This window comes from Pseudochelatococcus lubricantis, assembly GCF_042432495.1.
In the GTDB taxonomy this organism is placed as follows: Bacteria; Pseudomonadota; Alphaproteobacteria; order Rhizobiales; family Beijerinckiaceae; genus Pseudochelatococcus; species Pseudochelatococcus lubricantis.
In genome coordinates this window covers 1-18,596 of sequence record NZ_JBHLXC010000004.1, presented here as the reverse complement: position 1 = coordinate 18,596, position 18,596 = coordinate 1, and the positions used below count along the sequence as shown (strand labels likewise).

General features: G+C 61.3%; 13 protein-coding genes and 1 CRISPR repeat array. Of the genes, 7 read left to right on the top strand and 6 right to left on the bottom strand.

The features are described from left to right. Positions 1–14: 14 nt before the first annotated feature. The 6 genes from ACFFJ7_RS10505 to ACFFJ7_RS10480 form a co-directional block, all read right to left on the bottom strand. Complete coding sequence (locus tag ACFFJ7_RS10505) at positions 15–1,166, bottom strand: enolase C-terminal domain-like protein (protein ID WP_166950059.1); 1,152 nt, start codon at positions 1,164–1,166, stop codon at positions 15–17. A 15-nt stretch (positions 1,167–1,181) separates the two neighbouring features. After that, positions 1,182–2,348 (bottom strand): mandelate racemase/muconate lactonizing enzyme family protein, encoded by a 1,167-nt coding sequence (locus ACFFJ7_RS10500; RefSeq protein WP_208394111.1) that lies wholly within the window; start codon positions 2,346–2,348, stop codon positions 1,182–1,184. A 132-nt stretch (positions 2,349–2,480) separates the two neighbouring features. Next, positions 2,481–3,599 carry an ABC transporter ATP-binding protein gene (locus tag ACFFJ7_RS10495; protein ID WP_377592191.1) on the bottom strand — a complete coding sequence of 373 codons (1,119 nt, stop codon included), beginning with the start codon at positions 3,597–3,599 and terminating at the stop codon, positions 2,481–2,483. Positions 3,600–3,611: 12 nt separating this feature from the next. Further along, positions 3,612–4,637 carry an ABC transporter substrate-binding protein gene (locus tag ACFFJ7_RS10490; RefSeq protein WP_377592190.1) on the bottom strand — a complete coding sequence of 342 codons (1,026 nt, stop codon included), beginning with the start codon at positions 4,635–4,637 and terminating at the stop codon, positions 3,612–3,614. Between the two features lie 95 nt (positions 4,638–4,732). Then, complete coding sequence (locus ACFFJ7_RS10485; RefSeq protein WP_377592189.1) at positions 4,733–6,490, bottom strand: ABC transporter permease; 1,758 nt, start codon at positions 6,488–6,490, stop codon at positions 4,733–4,735. Positions 6,491–6,748: 258 nt separating this feature from the next. Beyond that, on the bottom strand, positions 6,749–7,444 hold the full coding sequence (locus ACFFJ7_RS10480) for a FadR/GntR family transcriptional regulator (protein WP_166950067.1): 696 nt from the start codon (positions 7,442–7,444) through the stop codon (positions 6,749–6,751). Positions 7,445–7,835: 391 nt separating this feature from the next. On the opposite strand from ACFFJ7_RS10480, the gene cas3 reads away from it, so the two are divergent. The 7 genes from cas3 (at position 7,836) to cas2 (ending at position 15,931) form a co-directional block, all read left to right on the top strand. Continuing rightward, on the top strand, positions 7,836–10,073 hold the full coding sequence (cas3, locus tag ACFFJ7_RS10475; RefSeq protein ID WP_377592188.1) for a CRISPR-associated helicase Cas3': 2,238 nt from the start codon (positions 7,836–7,838) through the stop codon (positions 10,071–10,073). 465 nt (positions 10,074–10,538) lie between these two features. Continuing rightward, complete coding sequence (gene cas5c / locus ACFFJ7_RS10470; RefSeq protein ID WP_446686877.1) at positions 10,539–11,213, top strand: type I-C CRISPR-associated protein Cas5c; 675 nt, start codon at positions 10,539–10,541, stop codon at positions 11,211–11,213. Then, positions 11,210–12,979 carry a type I-C CRISPR-associated protein Cas8c/Csd1 gene (cas8c, locus tag ACFFJ7_RS10465; protein WP_377592186.1) on the top strand — a complete coding sequence of 590 codons (1,770 nt, stop codon included), beginning with the start codon at positions 11,210–11,212 and terminating at the stop codon, positions 12,977–12,979. Before cas5c ends, cas8c begins: the two co-directional genes overlap by 4 nt. Further along, positions 12,976–13,929, top strand: coding sequence for a type I-C CRISPR-associated protein Cas7/Csd2 (gene cas7c / locus ACFFJ7_RS10460; RefSeq protein ID WP_377592185.1), 954 nt, complete (start codon positions 12,976–12,978; stop codon positions 13,927–13,929). The genes cas8c and cas7c overlap by 4 nt, the downstream gene beginning before the upstream one ends. After that, positions 13,929–14,600 carry a CRISPR-associated protein Cas4 gene (gene cas4 / locus ACFFJ7_RS10455; protein WP_166950075.1) on the top strand — a complete coding sequence of 224 codons (672 nt, stop codon included), beginning with the start codon at positions 13,929–13,931 and terminating at the stop codon, positions 14,598–14,600. Before cas7c ends, cas4 begins: the two co-directional genes overlap by 1 nt. Beyond that, the gene (cas1c, locus tag ACFFJ7_RS10450) at positions 14,597–15,631 is read left to right on the top strand and encodes a type I-C CRISPR-associated endonuclease Cas1c (protein WP_377592184.1); all 1,035 of its coding nucleotides are present in this window, start codon (positions 14,597–14,599) and stop codon (positions 15,629–15,631) included. Before cas4 ends, cas1c begins: the two co-directional genes overlap by 4 nt. 9 nt (positions 15,632–15,640) lie before the next feature. Continuing rightward, positions 15,641–15,931, top strand: coding sequence for a CRISPR-associated endonuclease Cas2 (cas2, locus tag ACFFJ7_RS10445; protein WP_166950079.1), 291 nt, complete (start codon positions 15,641–15,643; stop codon positions 15,929–15,931). A gap of 203 nt (positions 15,932–16,134) precedes the next feature. Next, positions 16,135–18,486: direct repeats of the CRISPR family, unit length 32 nt; unit sequence GTCGCTCCTCGCGTGGGAGCGTGGATAGAAAC. Positions 18,487–18,596: the final 110 nt, after the last annotated feature.

The window sequence follows — 18,596 nt, the reverse complement described above, 5'->3', positions numbered from 1 at the left end:
GCGGGGGATACGCTTTACGCGATCCTGAACTTCGCGATGACATCCTGGTTCAACGTGATGCCCAGTCCGGGGGCGTCCGGCGCCTTCATGTAGCCATTCTCGATGATCGGGAAGTTCTCCGGCAACATCCACAGCAGGGGGTCGCGACGACGGTCGGCGAAAATCTCGACGAACAGACCGTGCGGGTTACCCGCGATCAGGTGGATAGCGAGCTGGGGTTCCTCGTGGTGCGCCATCTCGACATTCATCAGGCTCGCCATGTCCGCAACGCGCTGCCACTCGGTGATACCGCCACACAGTGTGCAATCGAGATTGAGGATGTTGACGTCGCCCTTGGTGATAAGGTCCCGGCACGCGCGGCCGGAAATCTCTCCCTGGCCGACGTTGATCGGGATATTTGTCTTGGAGGCAAGGAGACGCAGGCCGTCGGTCTGATCCCACCATTTAAGCGGCTCCTCGATCCAGCGCACGTTCAGGTCGAGCTTCTCAAGCGCGACGCAAAACCTGATGGCGTCGTGTGGAGCCCAGCCCTGGTTCGAGTCCACGGTGAGGATAAAGTCCCGGCCGCCGGCCTTGCGCGCCGCGCGGACACGCTCCAGATCGGCCTCAAGCTCGATCCTGCCGACCTTCATCTTGATGCCCATGCAGCCGGCCGCGCGGACGTGGTCGACCTCCTGCGCGATCGCCTCGCAAGGGTCGGTGTCATCGACGGGGTAGTATCCGCCTATTGATATGACCGGAACGCGGTCCCGCGCGCCGCCGAGCAGCTTGTACACGGGCACGCCGTACAGCTTGCCGCGGGCGTCCCACAGCGCGTTGTCGACCGCGCTGATGGCCTGCAGGAGGATGCCGCGCGGGTGCATGTCAAGTTGATGGAGACCCCTGTTGCCGAGATCGAGATTGATGTTGAAGAGTTTCGACCACAGCCGCTGATGGTCCCGTACGTCCTCGCCACGCAGGAGGGGATCGAGATGATCCCGGATGACCGAGACGATCTCCATCTGCGTATGGAACTCATCACCGCCGTAGGTCTCGCCTACGATTCCGTTGGAAAGATAGACGCGCGTCACGATCGTCGGCCGGGAATCGACCTTGTAGGTGCCTCCGCTGTATGTCTGCTCCAGCTTCAGGTCGAGGGGAATGACCTCCAGATATTCTATCTGCACTTTGGTTCTCCTGGTTCATTGATCCACGACAAATCCGTCGAAGTGCGGCCGCATTGAGATCGGCTTCGTCGAGGGCGGCCTGATCCTTGCGGCGTCATCGAGTAACGACATGCCGAGGCCAGGTCCGTCGGGAATCTCCACGAAGCCGTCGACCGGAACCGGAACCCGGTCGACGATGTCGCTGCCAAGATGCGTCATGGTGGAGGTGAAGATTCCATCCTCGAAGCCGGTCGCGTATTCCTGGATGGCGAAGTTGGGAATGGCGGCAGCGAGTTGCAGGCACGCCGCCAGCCCGATGGGCGACAGGGGATTGTGCGGCACGACCTGCACGTGATGCGCCTCGGCGATCGCTGCGGCCTTCTTGCCGCCGGTGATCCCGCCGCAAAGGCACACGTCGATGCGCGCGTATTCGACTGCGTTGCGGGCCAGCAGAGCCTGGAACTCGTAAATCGTACCGAAGCGCTCGCCCGTGGCGACGGGAACCGGGATACGCTCCGCCACGCGCGCCATGGCGTCCGCCCCTTCCGGCCGGATGGGGTCCTCGACGAACATCGGATGATAAGGCTCGATTTCACGCGAGAAGGTAATGGCCTCGGCGGGCGTGAGGCGGCGATGCAGCTCGATCAGAAGGTCGACCCTGTCGCCGACGACCTCACGCATGCGCCTTACATTATCGACGGCATCGCGCATCTTGGCGACGTGGGTCTTGAAATAGACCTTTTCGTTTCCTTCGTCGAGGAAAGGGTTGAGATGGCCGAATGCAGTAAATCCGGCGTTCATCTTGCGCTCACATTCCGCCAATACTCCGTCGATGGAGCTTTCGTATATGTGGCCGTAGATGCGTGCCTTTGTGCGCGCGGCCCCGCCCAGCAGCTCGTAGATAGGGACGCCGAGCGCCTTGCCCTTGATGTCCCACAGGGCGATGTCGATGGCCGAGATCGCGGCGTTGATCGCCAGGCCCTGAAAATAGCTGAACCGGTGCATCACGTTCCAGTGATGCTCGATAGCGAAGGCGGGCTTGCCGACCAGGTACTCCGCGAAGCGCTCGATCGCCGCGCCCGCAGCCCCCAGATGTCCCCATATCCCAGCTTCGCCGATACCGGTGATACCCTCGTCCGTGGTCACCTTCGCGTACATGAACTGGCCGACGTGCAGAGCTTCAACATTGGTGATGGTCACCATTTAACTTCTCTCCAGAAACAGGCTTCCTCCCGCCGGTGGGTCGGAACCGTCCGACCGAGGGGAATCCGCTCGCAATCAAAGACCTCGGATGTGCACCAGCGCGGCGGGCGAGCTGGGGCAGCCCCGCCGCTTTCAGTGGCTCGTCGCCGTTCCTGCCCGCGCATGGAAGGCCCAGCACACCTCGGGCGGAATCCAGACAAAAAGCGTGTCGCCTGGGGCAAACCGCGGACGTGTGCCAAGCTCGGTACAATGGACTTCCTTGTCGCCGACCATGATCCTGTAGGCGGTCTGGGTGCCTTCGTATTGCAGCGACTTGACGATGCCAGCCATCTCTCCATCCTCTCGACGCTCCGTTTCGAGGTGGACGTTTTCCGGCCGGACCGACACGAGAACCCGGTCACCCGGTGCGGTATCATCGGGCACGCGGGTACGGACCGAGTAGGGAACATCGTCGAGTTGCACCAGCGCCATCCCGTGAGCGACGCGCTCCACCCGCCCGGCAAGCAGGGTGCCGGCGCCGGTGAAGTTGGCGACGAACACATCCGCCGGCGAGTTGTAGAGCGTGATCGCATCGTCAAGCTGGAGCAGCTTGCCGTCTTTCATGACTCCGATCCGGTCAGCGATGACCACCGCCTCGGACTGATCGTGCGTGACGTAGAGCGCCGTGACGCCCGCATCCTTGATGATCGTCCGCAGGTCGTCGCGCAGGCGCAGGCGCAGCTTGGCGTCGAGGTTCGACAGCGGCTCGTCGAGCAGCAGGATCCGCGGCCGGTACACGAGGCTGCGCGCCAGCGCCACGCGCTGCATCTGGCCGCCGCTGAGCGCGACGACCGGGCGTTCGCGGTAGGCGCCGAGGCCAACGATCTCGATGGCCTCATCCACTTTGCGCTTGGTCTGCTCCTTGCCGATACGGCGGTGGCGAAGCGGATAGGCGACATTTTGCTCGACCGTCATGTGCGGCCACACGGCATAGGATTGGAACACCATTCCCAGATTGCGGTGCTGGGGAAGGACGAAGCGTTTGTTGACCGGGTCAGCGACGCGCTCGCCGCCAATGTCGATCGTGCCGCCCGTCGGCTTCTCCAGGCCGGCCACCGACCGTAGCGTCGTGGTCTTGCCGCAGCCGGACGGCCCGAGCAAGACGACGATCTCGCCGGGCGCTATGGTGAAGCTCACGTCGTCCACCGCCGGGCGCAGGTTGGTTGCCCCGAAGCGCTTTTGAAGGTTGCGAATGCGAAGTTCCGCCGACATCGACCGCTCTCCTTACTGGACGTTGTAGATCGTGTTCCATTCGGCGATCCACGCGTTCCGAACGGATTGATACTCGATCGGATCGGGCAGCCAGAGCTTGACCGCGCCTTCCTGCGCGCCGTCGGGCAGGCCTGCCTGCGGCAGCGTGGAAAAGCCGCCCTGGCCCTTCACCCACGCCTGTTGCCCCTCGGCGGAAAGCGACCAGTTCAGGTAGAGCTTGCCGGCGTTGGGATTCCTGGCGGTTTTGGTCAATCCGGCGGCGGACGGGGTGATCGGAATGCCCTCCTGCGGGAAGGATACGCTGACGGGCGCCCCGTCCCGCGCCAGCGGGATCACCGAATTGGATTGCGCGGCGCCGACCGCGACCTCGCCGCGAACGAGGGCGCTGGCCAGCGGCGAACCGCTCGGATAGACGGTGACGCCGTTTCCAGCCAGCTTCTGCCAGAAGTCGTCCCCCAACTCCTTGCGCTGGAACATGGCGGTCGTCCATGTCGAGCCTCCGGAGTTGGCGACGACCAGCCCGACCTTGCCCTTGTATTCGGGCTTCAGCAGGTCTGCCCAGCTGGAGGGGCCTTCCGGTACGATGGCGACGTTGTGGGCGAGCACGAAGCCCCAGGTCGATTTCGGCCACAGGTTGGGTATGGACTTCACCGCATCCGGATAATCGGCCGCATTGGGCGGTGCGTAGTCGGCGAAGGCGTCCTTGATCTCGGCCACGAGGCCGCGGTCCGACATATCGATCACGTCGGCGCTCAACTGGTTCGCCGAAAGCTCGGTGGCGATGCGCGTTGCCAGCCGGCTCCCCGGAGCACGCACGATCTCGACGCGAATGTCGGGAAAGCGCTTGTTGAATTCCTTGACGAGTTCCTGTTCCGCCTCGATCTGGTTGGAGGTGTACAGAACGAGCTTGCCCTCCTTGCGGGCCGCCTCGATCAGCGCCGCGCCGCCCAGTTCGTCCTGCGCTTTGGCCGCACCCGCCATGGCGAGCACAAGCAAGGATGCAGCAATAGATACTTTATAGGATGTAAAGTATTTCATTGTTTCACTCCCGTTTGTTGGTATTAAGTCCCCGGCTTTGTTTTGTTTTTGCCGGGATATTGGCTGGTCTTCAGAAGGACCGATCTGCAAAACCTCTATTTGGAAAAGGTCGCGAAGGAGCGGGCGACCACCGTGGAAAGACCTATGACAGCGACGAGCAGCAACGTCTGCACGAGGCTGAACGCTGCCGTGACACCGACATTGCCTCCCTCGTAAAAATCGAGAAGCAGGACCGCCATCGGTATCGTGTCGCTCACGTAAAGGAACAGCGACGAGCCGAGTTCACGGATGGCGAGGATGAAAAGCAGGCTCATCGACGAGATCAGGCCCGGCATCACCAGCGGCACGATGATCTGACGGATCGTGCCCAGGACGCCTACGCCGCAGACCTGAGACGCCTCTTCGAGATCCTTGTGAATTTGCATCAGGGATGTAGACAGAGACTTCACCGAGTCGGGCAGGAAGCGGGCGACGAAGGCGAGCGCCAGGATCCAGATCGTTCCGTAGAGGTTGAGCGGCAAGCCGATCCAGGCCCAGATGTAGGCCACGCCGACAACAAGGCCGGGAATCGCGACCGGTAACGTCGAGATGATATCGAGCGTTCTGCGCCCGGGGAGGTTTGTCCTGTAGACCGTGTAGCTGATGGAGAAAGCCAGCACCCCGCCGATGATCGCAGTCACCAGGCCGATCTCGAACGTGTTGACAACCGAGCGCCACGTCAGCGGATTGGCGAAAAGCTGCTCGTAATGCGACAGCGAATAGGCTGAGAAATTGAAGAGCGCCCCGATGTCGGGAATGAACAGGAACTTCTTGAACGAGGCGATGAGCAGCGCGATGGTGGGCAAAATGACGCCGAGCATGAGATACGCGAGGGCGAACGTAAAGGTGGCCCATTTCCAACTGCCGAGATCGAGTTGCTTGGGCCGGAAGGATTTGCCGGAAACCGTGACGTAGCTGCGCCCTCTCATGATCCGCTGTTGAAGCAGCACGCACAGGGCGGTTACGGCGATGAGGATGACGGATGTTGCAGCCGCAGCGTTGTAATTGGGTGGGGACCACGAGATCAGGCCGTAGATGTAGGTTGTCAGCACGGAAATCTGGGCGGGTGTGCCCAGCGCCGCAGGTATGCCGTAGATGCCCAGCATCACCACGAACGACAGCAGCGTTCCGGACAGGATCGCGGGCGTTATCAGGGGGAAGACGATAGTGAACAGCGTCCGAAAGGGACCCACGCCGGCGATTTCCGCAGCCTCTTCCAGCGACGGGTCCATGTTCTTCAATGCCGAGGCCGTGAACATGTAGACGTACGGAGCGTAGTAAATGCCGAAAATGAAGATCATTCCGGCAGTCGAGTAGAAATTGACGCTGAGCGGCAATCCCATGAATTTGAAAGCGACGTTGATGAGGCCCGTGCGTGGCGACCCAAGCAGGCCCCAGGCAAAGGCGGCCACGAGAGGCGGTACGAAAAGCGGCAGCATGCCTGCTATTTCGATGAAGCGCCGCATCGGCGTATTGGTTCGCACGGTGGTCCAGGCAAACAGAAGCCCGACGACTACCGCGATCGCCGTGCCGCCGGTACAGATAACCAGTGAATTCCAGGTCGCCCTCCTGACCGCGGGGTCACTGAGCACGGCCAGGAAATTCGACAGCGAGATGGTGCCCTGGCCAGAGCCGCTGACGGGATCCTCGTTCGTCAGCGCCCCATAGGTCAGCATGGCGACGGGATACAGAACAAGGAACCCAAGGATGACGAGAAGCAATGCGATCCAAAGACGCGGAACTGCCAGCTTCCAAGCGCTTGCCCATCGGTAATCGGTGTAAGGCGCGGCCGATTTCGGCGCGGTTGCTTCCATTGTTTCCTCCAGAGTGCCGCTAGAATCTGTCTTGTTTTCGTTTAAACAAGACAGAATCCAGATTTTTTGATTTAGCGAATTCTGATCGATTAGCTGATTTCAACTGATCGGAAAGCGCTCCAGCGGCTTATCAATTCTTAATTATTTCCGGCATTTCGATTAAACGCCGAAATATAGAAGGTTGTTGGTATTGCGCGTTTTCTTCACGCGGAGCGGTATACACTTTGCGTGAAAACGCTTTAGTAGGCTGGCGGGGCGTCATCCGACTTCAGGCATGATGCCGAGATCGAGGTGGGCGGCCATGAGGGCTCTCGCGTCGGCGGCGGAGCCTCGTTCGATCGCCTCGATAATTGCCTCGTGCTGCGCCATGCGGACTGACGCCGGGCGCGGGATGAAACCGCCCTGTGTCCATGCGCGGGCGAACATCTCATGGGCGACGCGCTGCAGCTCGACGAGATAAGGGTTGCCCGTAGCCCGCGCTATGAGGGCCTCGAACTGCAGGTCGAGTGCAAACTCGTTCTTGACCCGGATGACGTCGATCCGACTGTTGTCGACGTGACGGCGGATTTCCGCGATCAGCTTCCTGTTGCAAACCTGTGCGGCAACGCCGGCCACCTCAACGTCAACGAGCTTGCGCGCGTCGGAAACCTGCTGGAGCAGCTTGCGCTTCTCCACGTCGCCCAACTCGGCGATATTGGCGAACGGCCGGATCTGTGCCTCGCATACGAAAGTCCCGGTTCCGGGCCGGACCTCGATGATCCCCGTGCTTTGCAGGGTCTTCAAGGCTTCGCGCAGCGTGGACCGGCTCACGCCGAGCGACGCCGCCAGCTCGCGCTCCGAGCCCAGCCTGTCGCCCGCTTTGAACCGCTTCTCGGCGATCAAACGCTGGATCTGCTGCACGATTGCCTCAGATGCGGTCCGTTTTTCGATAGGAGATATTCCGAGGTCGCTCATTCTGACCGCTCTATGGGTTTGGTTAGAACATCCGGTGGCCAGATGGTCAGACCAGTATCTTGGGCGTGATGGGGCATGTCAAGCGTTTTTGCGGTCTGCCGCTTGTTCGACTCTCGATATGTTCGAATCCTGCTCAAGGCGCGGTGTCCTGTCCAAGTTGAAGCAGGAAAGAGTCTGGGTTCCGCGTTTTTGATCGAATTCTGGTCGGAAAGCGCTATACCGTGCGCGGAGTTTGCGCAGCCCACTGGCGGTCCGAAAGCGCCGGACTCGATGAGAGGAACACCGCGCAGTCCCTGCGGTGGACGACATTCGAGAATTCGCTCCTAGAACGCATCTCGCGCAGATCGATGTCGAAAACGCTCTGAAGCATGCTGCCAACTGAGAGAATGATATGATTTATTATGCACATACGGGAAAGAGGGCGGACAAGAGCGACTGGCAGATTCTGAGGGACCATTCGCTGGCGGTTGCCGAGCTGGCGGCGGCAATGGCGGCGCGTCTGGGGCTCGCGAACGCGGCCCGTCTGGCCGGGCTGCTGCATGATCTCGGTAAGTACACGGCGGCATTCCAAAGACGCCTTGATGGCGCGCCGGAAGGGGTTGATCACTCGACGGCTGGAGCGCAGGCGGTTCTCTCGCTCACTTCGGGGCCGGACAGAAGCATCGCTGAACTGATTGCCTACGCGATTGCCGGTCATCATGCGGGCTTGCCGGACCGGCGAGGCGAAGTGCGCGGTACGTTGAACGACCGTCTCGATAAAGTTACTGTCCCTCCCGATCCCGCCTGGGAAACGGAACTGCTTCCAAATGCCGAAAAACTTGTTCCGGAGTTTTTCTCACGTATCCGCAATCCGCATGCGGCGTTCCAGATCTCGGTTATCGGGCGGATGATCTTTTCCTGTCTCGTAGATGCCGATTACAGGGATACCGAAGCCTTTTACATGGCGCTGGAAGGGCGGCAGGCGGATCGTGAATGGTGCGCTTTGCAGGCATTGCTTCCCGGTTTCCATGACGCTTTCGGCGCCTACATGGACGGGAAAAAGTCCGATACGCCATTGAATCGGCTGCGCGGCGACATCCTCGCCCATGTCCGTGCCCGGGCTGTGGAAAGGCCCGGCCTTTTCACGCTCACCGTGCCGACCGGTGGAGGCAAGACGCTTGCGTCGCTGGCCTTCGCGCTGGACCACGCACGGGCGCATGGCCACGCGCGTATCATCTATGCCATTCCCTTCACCTCGATCATCGACCAGACGGCGGCGATTTTTCGTGAGATTCTTGGGCGCGAGCATGTACTGGAGCATCACTCCGCTATCGATGAAGAGAAACACGGTCGTGAAGGACCGCCGCAGCAACGGGACAAGTTGAAGCTCGCCATGGAGGACTGGGCTGCTCCCGTGGTGGTGACGACCAACGTGCAACTATTCGAGAGCCTGTTCGCCGCGCGGCCATCGCGGGCGCGGAAACTGCATAACATCGCCAACAGCATAATCATCCTTGATGAGGCGCAGACGATTCCGCGCCATCTGCTGCGGCCCTGCATGCGAATGCTGGATGAGCTGGCGCTGAACTACGGCTGCACCATCGTGCTCTGCACGGCAACCCAGCCTGCGCTGGATGAGCGCGACCTTGCCCACGGCCTGCCGCTCGCGGGCCGGGAACTTGCGCCCGATCCCAAGGGGCTCGCGGAGAAACTATGCCGGGCGCGTATCCGGCATGTCGGCGATATGGATAACGATGCTCTCATTCGCGCGCTCCGGAACGCGCCGCAGGCGCTCGTGATCGTCAACAGCCGCAGGCATGCGTTTGAGCTTTACAAGGAGGCTGAGTCAGCGGGGATTGAAGGGCTGGTGCATCTGACGACACGCCAGTGCGCCGCGCATCGGCGCCGCATTCTGGAAGATATGCGGGAGCGGCTTAAGCGTGATCGGCCGGTAAGGGTGATCGCAACGAGCCTGATCGAGGCCGGTGTCGATGTCGATTTCCCGAAAGTGTGGCGCGCTGAGGCGGGGCTGGACCAGATCGTCCAGGCGGCCGGACGGTGCAATCGGGAGGGAAAGCGCCCAGTCGACGATAGTATCGTCAGCGTATTCCGCGCGCCCGATTATTCGCCGCCTGTCGAGATCGCCGGGTTGATCGGTGATATGCAGCGTATCATGGACGATCATCCGGATTTGCTTTCCGTCAATGCAATGCAGGCCTATTTCGCAGAAGTATACTGGCGGCTAGGTGAGAGCAGGCTGGATGAAAAGAAGATCTGTGAACGGTTCAGGATTGTGCGTGGCGGGACGGATTTTGCCTATCGCTCGGCGGCGGCAGATTTTCGCATGATCGAAAGCGGCATGGAGCCGGTGATCGTGGCTTTGGACGACGCTGCGCGCGAGGCTGTGGCTAGACTTGGCGTGCCGGATATTTCCTCCAGCACGATCGCACGTCAATTACAGAGCTACGTGGTGCAGGTGCCGCCGAAGGCGCGGGCGTTGCTGATTGCCAATAAGCAGGCTTACTTCGCGCATCCAGAGTTGCGCGGCGATCAGTTTGCGGTGCTGGGTAACATGAAGCTCTACCGGGAAGATGTTGGGCTGATCTGGGAGGATGCCGATTATCTGGCGATAGAGGATTTGGTTGTGTGATTGAAGGCGCGTAGCGGGCATGCCGACTAGCCCGCTACGCACGAGATCATTTGAAAAAACAAGTTTCTGTCCGCGTCCCCCGCATGGGATGACAAGTGCTATACCGTGCAGCTTGAGAGTGCGCTGTTTGCGCCGAGGTGTCGCCATGAATCGGATAAAGATTGTTTATAGGGTTACTTGGCCCAACGGCAAAATTTACGTAGGCAGTGACCTCACTGATTCCATTGCGTATTTCGGCAGTCCTCATACGCCATCAGTGGAGGCTGATTTTCCTACGCGCGAGTCGCGGCGGAAAATGTCTATTTGCCGTGAAATCCTGTGGGAGTCTGCTACGGCAAGTGACGCCGAGGTTCTCCGAAAAGAGAGGGAGTTCATCCGGCTCCTGGAAGCTAACAATCCGTCAATTGGCTACAACAAGCTACCAAAATACGTTCTTGCGAGCGGCTGCGCAAAATAGAACAGGAGGTGTCGTTGGCTTATGGCATCAGACTCAACGTCTCTGGCGACAACGCTTGTTTTACGAGGGCGGAACTAAAAGTGGAGCGTGTCAGCTATGATATTATGACTCCCTCAGCGGCGCGCGGAATTCTTGAATCTATACACTGGAAGCCGGCTATAAATTTCATTATAGACGCGATTCACGTCCTCAGGCCCATCAAGTTCCAATCCATCCGCCGCAACGAGGTCGGGCACAAGGCGCCGGCTGGCAACATCAAGACAGCCATGAACCGAGGCAGCCTCGAAGGGCTGCAATTGCTGGTTGACGAGGAACGTCAGCAGCGGGCGTCCACCGTTCTTGTCGATGTCGCCTATGTCATCGAAGCGCATTTCGTGCTGACCGACAGGGCGGGCCCCGATGACAGCGTGGGCAAGCATCTCGATATGTTCAACCGGCGCGCCGCGCGCGGACAATGTTTTCACCAGCCTTGCCTTGGCACGCGCGAGTTCGCTGCCCGTTTCTCCCTGTTGCCGGCCGGTCAGCCGTTGCCGAAGGCCATCGACGAGACACGCGATCTCGGGCTCATGCTGTGGGACATCGACCACAAGGCGAAGGACCGCCCATCGCTGTTCTTCAGGGCGCGTCTGGAAGACGGCGTCGTCAGGGTGCCGGCACCCGGTTCGCCGGAGATACTGCGATGAGCATCCTGACCTCGCTGGTGCAAGCCTATGATCGGCTGCCGGACGCGCCACCTTATGGCTTCTCATCGGAAAAGATAGGTGTTTTGATCTCACTGGCCGGGGACGGGTCGGTGGTGCATGTCGTCGATCTGCGGGACGGGTCCGGCAAGAAGAAGCAACCGCGCCAGTTGCTCGTGCCGCAGCCGGTGAAACGCACGGCCGGTATCGCGCCAAACTTCCTGTGGGACAAAACCTCCTATGTACTGGGCGTGACAGCGGGGGAGGGAAAACGCACCGCCGAAGAGCACGCGGCTTTCGTCGCGAAGCATCTTGAAGCGTTGGACGGGACGGAAGACGAAGGGCTCAAGGCGCTCCGGCTCTTCCTGCAATCCTGGACGCCGGAACAGTTCACGCCGCCACTCTGGTCCGATGAGATGAAGGACCAGAATGTCGTCTTCGCGCTGAAGAGCGAGCGCCTGCGAGATATCCGCATACACGACCGCCCTGCTGCGCGCGAGCTGTGGCGGACCCTGTCGGGAGCGGGCGAGCGGGATGCGCAAATCTGTCTCGTCAGCGGCAAGCGGGGGCCGGTGGCGCGGCTTCATCCGTCCATCAAGGGTGTCTGGGGTGCGCAATCGTCCGGGGCGGCGCTGGTTTCCTTCAACCTCGACGCTTTCACCTCATACGGCCATGAACAGGGTGATAACGCGCCCGTCTCCGAGGCGGCGGCCTTCGCCTACACGACGGTGCTCAACCGGTTTCTGGAGCGCGACAGCCGGCATCGGGTGCAGATCGGCGATGCCTCCACCGTGTTCTGGGCGTGGTCCCAGGATGACGGCGAGGCGGCGGACGAGGCCGAGAGCCTGTTCGCGCAATTCGTCAGTGCCGCCGCCGACACGGCCGGCGACACGGACACGATCGGCGATCATCTCAGGCGTATCCGCAAGGGTGAACGGCTTGACGATATCGAGCCCAGGCTGGCCAAGGGCGTGCGTTTCCATGTGCTGGGCCTCGCGCCGAATGCTGCGCGCCTGTCAGTGCGCTTCTATTACGAGGACGATTTCGGCACGCTGACGAAGCATTATCAACAATATCTCGCCGACATGCATATCGTTCCGCTGCCGCGCGAACCCTACATCGGCGTTTGGCGCTACCTGTCGGAACTCGCCGTGCAGAACAAGCGCGAGAACGTGCCGTCCAATCTCGCCGGGGAGTGGATACGCACGATCCTCGCCGGCACCCACTATCCGCTGACGCTGCTGTCCACCACGCTGATGCGCATCCGCGCCGATGGCGACGTCAACGCCTATCGCGTCAGTATGATGAAAGCGGTCATCTGTCGTAATTTCAACATGGAGAAGGAGGCGCCCGTGGCGCTCGACCCGACGCATCAAAACCGGGGTTACGTGCTGGGACGGCTCTTCGCCGTCTACGAGCAGATCCAGAGGGCGGCGCTTGGCAACAACGTCAACGCCACCGTCAAGGACAAGTTCTACGGCTCCGCCTCTTCTCAGCCGCGCAAGGTTTTTTCCATTCTGGACAGCGGATCCGCCAACCATCTGTCGAAACTTGGCAAGAACAAGCCGGGGTTGCGGGTCAACCTTGAAAAGAAGCTGGGCGAAATCATGGGGCTGATGCAGCCGGGAGGCGATCCGTTCCCCAATTCATTGTCGCCCGAGGAACAGGCCCTGTTCGGCCTCGGCTATTACCATCAGCGCAATGAATTTTTCAGCAAGGCCGTCGACGCCGCTGAAACCGCCACCGAATCCGCAGAGGCCGCACAATGACCGTTCTTGCCAATCGCTACGATTTCGCCTTCATCTTCGACGTCGCCAACGGCAACCCCAACGGCGATCCGGACGCCGGCAACCTGCCGCGCATCGATCCCGAGACCAGCAAGGGGCTGGTGACGGACGTCAGCCTGAAACGCAAGATCCGCAACTACGTGGAACTGGCACGGGGTGGGCAGGACGGCTTCCATATCTATGTCGAGGAAGGCGCCATCCTCAACGACAAGCACCGGCAGGCCTATCGGGCGCTGCGTCCCGGCGATGCGAAGGTGAACAAGGATGCCAAGCTCAACCCCAAGGACGACGCGGAGGCGAGAAAGCTGCGCGATTTCATGTGCCTGAACTTCTTCGACGTGCGCACTTTCGGCGCTGTCATGTCCACCGGCATCAACTGCGGGCAGGTGAAGGGGCCGGTGCAGCTGACGTTCGCGCGGTCCGCCGAGCCGATCATGCCGCTTGAAATCTCCATCACCCGCATGGCCGCCACCAACGAGGCGGAAAGGAAACAGCGGGCCGAGGGCAGCGAGGAAGGGCCCGAGCGCGTCGACAACCGCACCATGGGCCGGAAATACATCGTGCCCTACGGCCTCTATGTCGCGCACGGCTTCATCTCCGCCAAGTTCGCGGAACGCACCGGCTTTTCCGAGGCCGACCTCGACCTGCTGTTCGAGGCGCTCGCCAATATGTTCGAGCACGATCGCTCGGCGGCGCGCGGTGAAATGGCGGCGCGCCGGCTCATTGTGTTCAGGCACGACAGCGCGCTTGGCAACGCACCCGCCCACGCACTGTTCGATCGCATCGAGATCGGACGCAACGTGGAAGGTGAGTTCAAGGCAATCGGCAATAATCCGGACACCCTGTCGCCCGCCCGCGCCTTTTCCGACTATATCATCCGCGTCGATCAGGACAGTTTGCCCGCGGGGGTTGAGATCATCGAGAGGCTGTGATGGTGCCTGCCGCGGCGCATGACACGGGGGAGGCGGAGCCCATTCCGCTTTCCGCTCTCCAGCATGCAGTCTATTGCCTGCGGCAGGCGGCGCTCATCCATCTGGAGCGGCTGTGGGCCGACAACCGGTTCACGGCGGAAGGCGATGTCCTGCACGCCGTGGCGGATAAAGGCGGTTCTCGCAAGGCGCGCGGGGTTCGCCGCGTGATGGCGTTGCCGCTCGCCTCGGAGCGGTTGAACATCGCAGGCGTCGCGGACATGGTCGAGTTTCATGCGGGAGAGGGAGTGGAGACTCCCTTTCCCGTCGAATACAAGCGCGGCAAGGCCAAGCTGCATCGGGCCGACGAGGTGCAACTCTGCGCGCAGGCGCTCTGCCTTGAGGAAATGACCCGCAGGAACGTGCCGGAGGGCGCGCTCTATTACGCCGAAACGAAACGGCGGGTCGTGGTGCCGTTCGATAGTGCGTTGCGGGACTTGACGCGACAGACCATCGACGCGCTCGCGGAGGTCTTTGCGTCGCGCCGCACTCCACCGCCGACTCCTCATCGCTCCCGTTGCCGGGCTTGTTCGCTGATCGATCTGTGTCGCCCGGACGCGGTTGTGAAGCCGGTCAAGGCGTGGCGCGATCGCATGGTGACCACACTTTTGTCTGAAACGGGGGAGCTTTCATGAAAAAGCTTCTCAATACGCTCTACGTCACCACGGAAGGCGCATCGCTCCGCAAGGACGGCGAGAACCTGGTGGTGGAGGTGGAAGGCGCCGAGCGCGTCCGCGTGCCGCTGCACATGCTCGCTTCCGTGGTGATTTTCGGCGCGATCTATCTATCGCCGGCGCTGATGGCTGCCTGCGCAGCGGCGGGCATCACACTGGTTCTGCTGGAGCGCAATGGCCGGTTCCAGGCCCGCGTGGAAGGGCCGGTGAGCGGCAATGTCCTGCTGCGGCGCGCCCAATACAAGGCTTCCGATAATCCAGAAGACGTAGTGCGTTCGATCGTCATCGGCAAAGTGTCCAACCAGCGCGCGGTGCTGATGCGTGGCTTGCGCGACTATGGCGATACGTTCGATCCTCTGGCCCGCGACCGCATCGTCGGCGTTACCGGGCGCCTGGCCCAGATCATCCGCCGCGTGCAGAGCGTCGACGATACGGTCGATCTCATGCGTGGATCGGAAGGGGAGGCGGCCAACCTGTATTTTTCGGTGTTCGACCACCTGATCCGCTCGCCGGATGAGGAAATGCGCTGGCGGAGCCGGTCGCGCCGTCCGCCGCTCGATCCCGTCAACGCGCTGCTGTCTTTTCTCTACACCCTGTTGACGCATGACTGCCGCAGCGCCTGTGAAAGCGTGGGGCTCGATCCGGCCGTGGGCTTCCTGCACCGTGACCGGCCCGGCCGCCCGAGTCTGGCACTGGATCTGATGGAGGAACTGCGCCCCGTCCTGGTCGACCGGCTGGTGCTGTCGCTGGTCAATCGGCGCCAGTTGCGGGCAGGCGATTTCGAAAAGCGGGACGGCGGGGCGGTGATCATGTCGGACGAGGCGCGCAAGACTGTGCTGACCGCCTGGCAGGAGCGCAAGCGGGAGGAACGGCAGCATCTCTTTCTGGACGAGAAGACACCGCTCGGGCTGGTACCTTATCTGCAGGCGCAACTGCTGGCCCGGCATCTGCGGGGAGACATCGACGCCTATCCTCCATGGTTCTGGAAGTAGGGCGTTCTCATGATGGTGCTCGTGACCTACGACGTCAAGACGACCGAAGCAGGAGGGGACGCGCGCTTGCGCGCTGTAGCTAAAGCCTGCCGGGACCATGGACAGCGTGTACAATACTCGGTCTTCGAGATCGAAGTGGATCCCGCTCAATGGACGAAATTAAAAGCCCGGCTCGAGAGCATTATCAAGCCGGAACTCGACAGTCTGCGCTATTACTACCTGGGTTCCAACTGGCGGCGAAAGGTGGAGCACGTCGGCGCCAAACCCGCGACCGACCTTGGCGGAACGCTGATCGTCTGATCCCCCGCAAGCCCAGTGCCCACACTGCGCGAACCCCAAGCGTGCCGCACAACACCGGGATGTTCGCACAGAAGGTAACAAACTGGAATCATTGATACTCTCCGATTCCATCGCCGGCAATCCTTCAGTAAGCACCTAAAAAATCACACGTCCGCACTACGAGCCACAGTTCCTTTGCCGTAACAATCTGCTAGGCAGAGGGCGTCGCTCCTCGCGTGGGAGCGTGGATAGAAACCGCCCTTCGAGGCGGCTTTTTCATGCCCGGAGCGTCGCTCCTCGCGTGGGAGCGTGGATAGAAACGGGTCAAGATCGCCGGGCTGCATGTCATACCAGGTCGCTCCTCGCGTGGGAGCGTGGATAGAAACGCTTTTGGTGAGACGTATCACGTCGAAGGCGAGATCGAGTCGCTCCTCGCGTGGGAGCGTGGATAGAAACTGGCGCTGCTGGTGGTGCAGTCATTGCATTGAGCAGTCGCTCCTCGCGTGGGAGCGTGGATAGAAACCTGGAACCGGCGCGCGTTGCGCGCGGCAACACCGGTCGCTCCTCGCGTGGGAGCGTGGATAGAAACATGTTGTTGCCGCCGCATTCGGGCGACGATGGCGGTCGCTCCTCGCGTGGGAGCGTGGATAGAAACCGCGCCTGGCCATCAGATCGGCCTTGAGCTTGGTCGCTCCTCGCGTGGGAGCGTGGATAGAAACTTGCTGGAGGACACGACATCTGGCCGCGATCTCTGTCGCTCCTCGCGTGGGAGCGTGGATAGAAACGCGAACCAGGAGGCCAAGAAGCAGGCGAAACAGGCGTCGCTCCTCGCGTGGGAGCGTGGATAGAAACTTTTTAGGAGGGTGCAATGTCTTATAGTGCGAATGTCGCTCCTCGCGTGGGAGCGTGGATAGAAACGCCTCACGATATTCAGTCGACAGGTATGCCCGGCGTCGCTCCTCGCGTGGGAGCGTGGATAGAAACGACGAGATGCTGGTGAAATTCCCCGAGCTGTCGGTCGCTCCTCGCGTGGGAGCGTGGATAGAAACAACGCCATACATGAAATTGTACATCAACGATTACGTCGCTCCTCGCGTGGGAGCGTGGATAGAAACCTGAACCATGCGCTAAACGCCTCGACTGATAGCAGTCGCTCCTCGCGTGGGAGCGTGGATAGAAACTATCTGTGACAGACCTTATGTCAACCATCTGCCGCAGTCGCTCCTCGCGTGGGAGCGTGGATAGAAACTGTGCCTGGCTCCGCACCAATGTCAACAAGGCGACGTCGCTCCTCGCGTGGGAGCGTGGATAGAAACGAGAGCGAGGAAGGCCGGAGTGAGACGACTGTGGATGTCGCTCCTCGCGTGGGAGCGTGGATAGAAACCTTTACATGTTCGGGCTGGGGCGCGGCGGCGAGCGTCGCTCCTCGCGTGGGAGCGTGGATAGAAACACCACCGGCGCGTGCAGGAAGTCGGGAACGTCGTGTCGCTCCTCGCGTGGGAGCGTGGATAGAAACCTGATCCACGCGACCTGTTGGGGCGTCTGTCGTCGCGTCGCTCCTCGCGTGGGAGCGTGGATAGAAACGGGTCGCCGAAGCTCGCGGTTACGCGCCCACGGGCGTCGCTCCTCGCGTGGGAGCGTGGATAGAAACTCCGACATGCTCGCGGACTGGCGCGAGCGCCAAATGTCGCTCCTCGCGTGGGAGCGTGGATAGAAACAACGCCGCGAGCAGAAACGGGATGAAAATGAAGTCGCTCCTCGCGTGGGAGCGTGGATAGAAACTTGGCGCTATCGTCGTTGGCTGACGGCAGCCGACCGTCGCTCCTCGCGTGGGAGCGTGGATAGAAACGCGCCCAAGTCGCCGCTGCCTCCGACGCTGACGCGTCGCTCCTCGCGTGGGAGCGTGGATAGAAACGCGCTGCTGTCGCCGGACCCAGCGACGGTCGACTGTCGCTCCTCGCGTGGGAGCGTGGATAGAAACCAGCTCGTCAAGCGACACGCCAACATCCTCGACGCGTCGCTCCTCGCGTGGGAGCGTGGATAGAAACCCGATGGGAGCGGCCGCCTTCTGCGCCACGTCCGTCGCTCCTCGCGTGGGAGCGTGGATAGAAACTTCGCGTCGTATCGGCATACGTATTTGATGACGTGTCGCTCCTCGCGTGGGAGCGTGGATAGAAACTGCCATCCCTCGGCCAGACCCTCCAGCTCCACTAGTCGCTCCTCGCGTGGGAGCGTGGATAGAAACACGGTCAAGGCTGCGATAGTCGAAGCGAAAAGCCGTCGCTCCTCGCGTGGGAGCGTGGATAGAAACTGAATATGCGTCCGGGTTTCGCGCCGGGCTTCTGGTCGCTCCTCGCGTGGGAGCGTGGATAGAAACAGACATCGGGGGGCTCCGTGTTTCAACGGGAGGGGTCGCTCCTCGCGTGGGAGCGTGGATAGAAACCCGATGCTCGACGCCGATAGCCTGTGCGAGCGCCGTCGCTCCTCGCGTGGGAGCGTGGATAGAAACCCCGCCACGCTCGCGGCTCATATCGAGATACGCGCGTCGCTCCTCGCGTGGGAGCGTGGATAGAAACCCCGCCCATAGCAGTTGTGCTATAGGTGCCATCCGTCGCTCCGTAAGCGTCCGGTCTGACCGCTATCCGTTCCAACGCCACGGCATCAGGTCATCGACCTTTGTGATTTT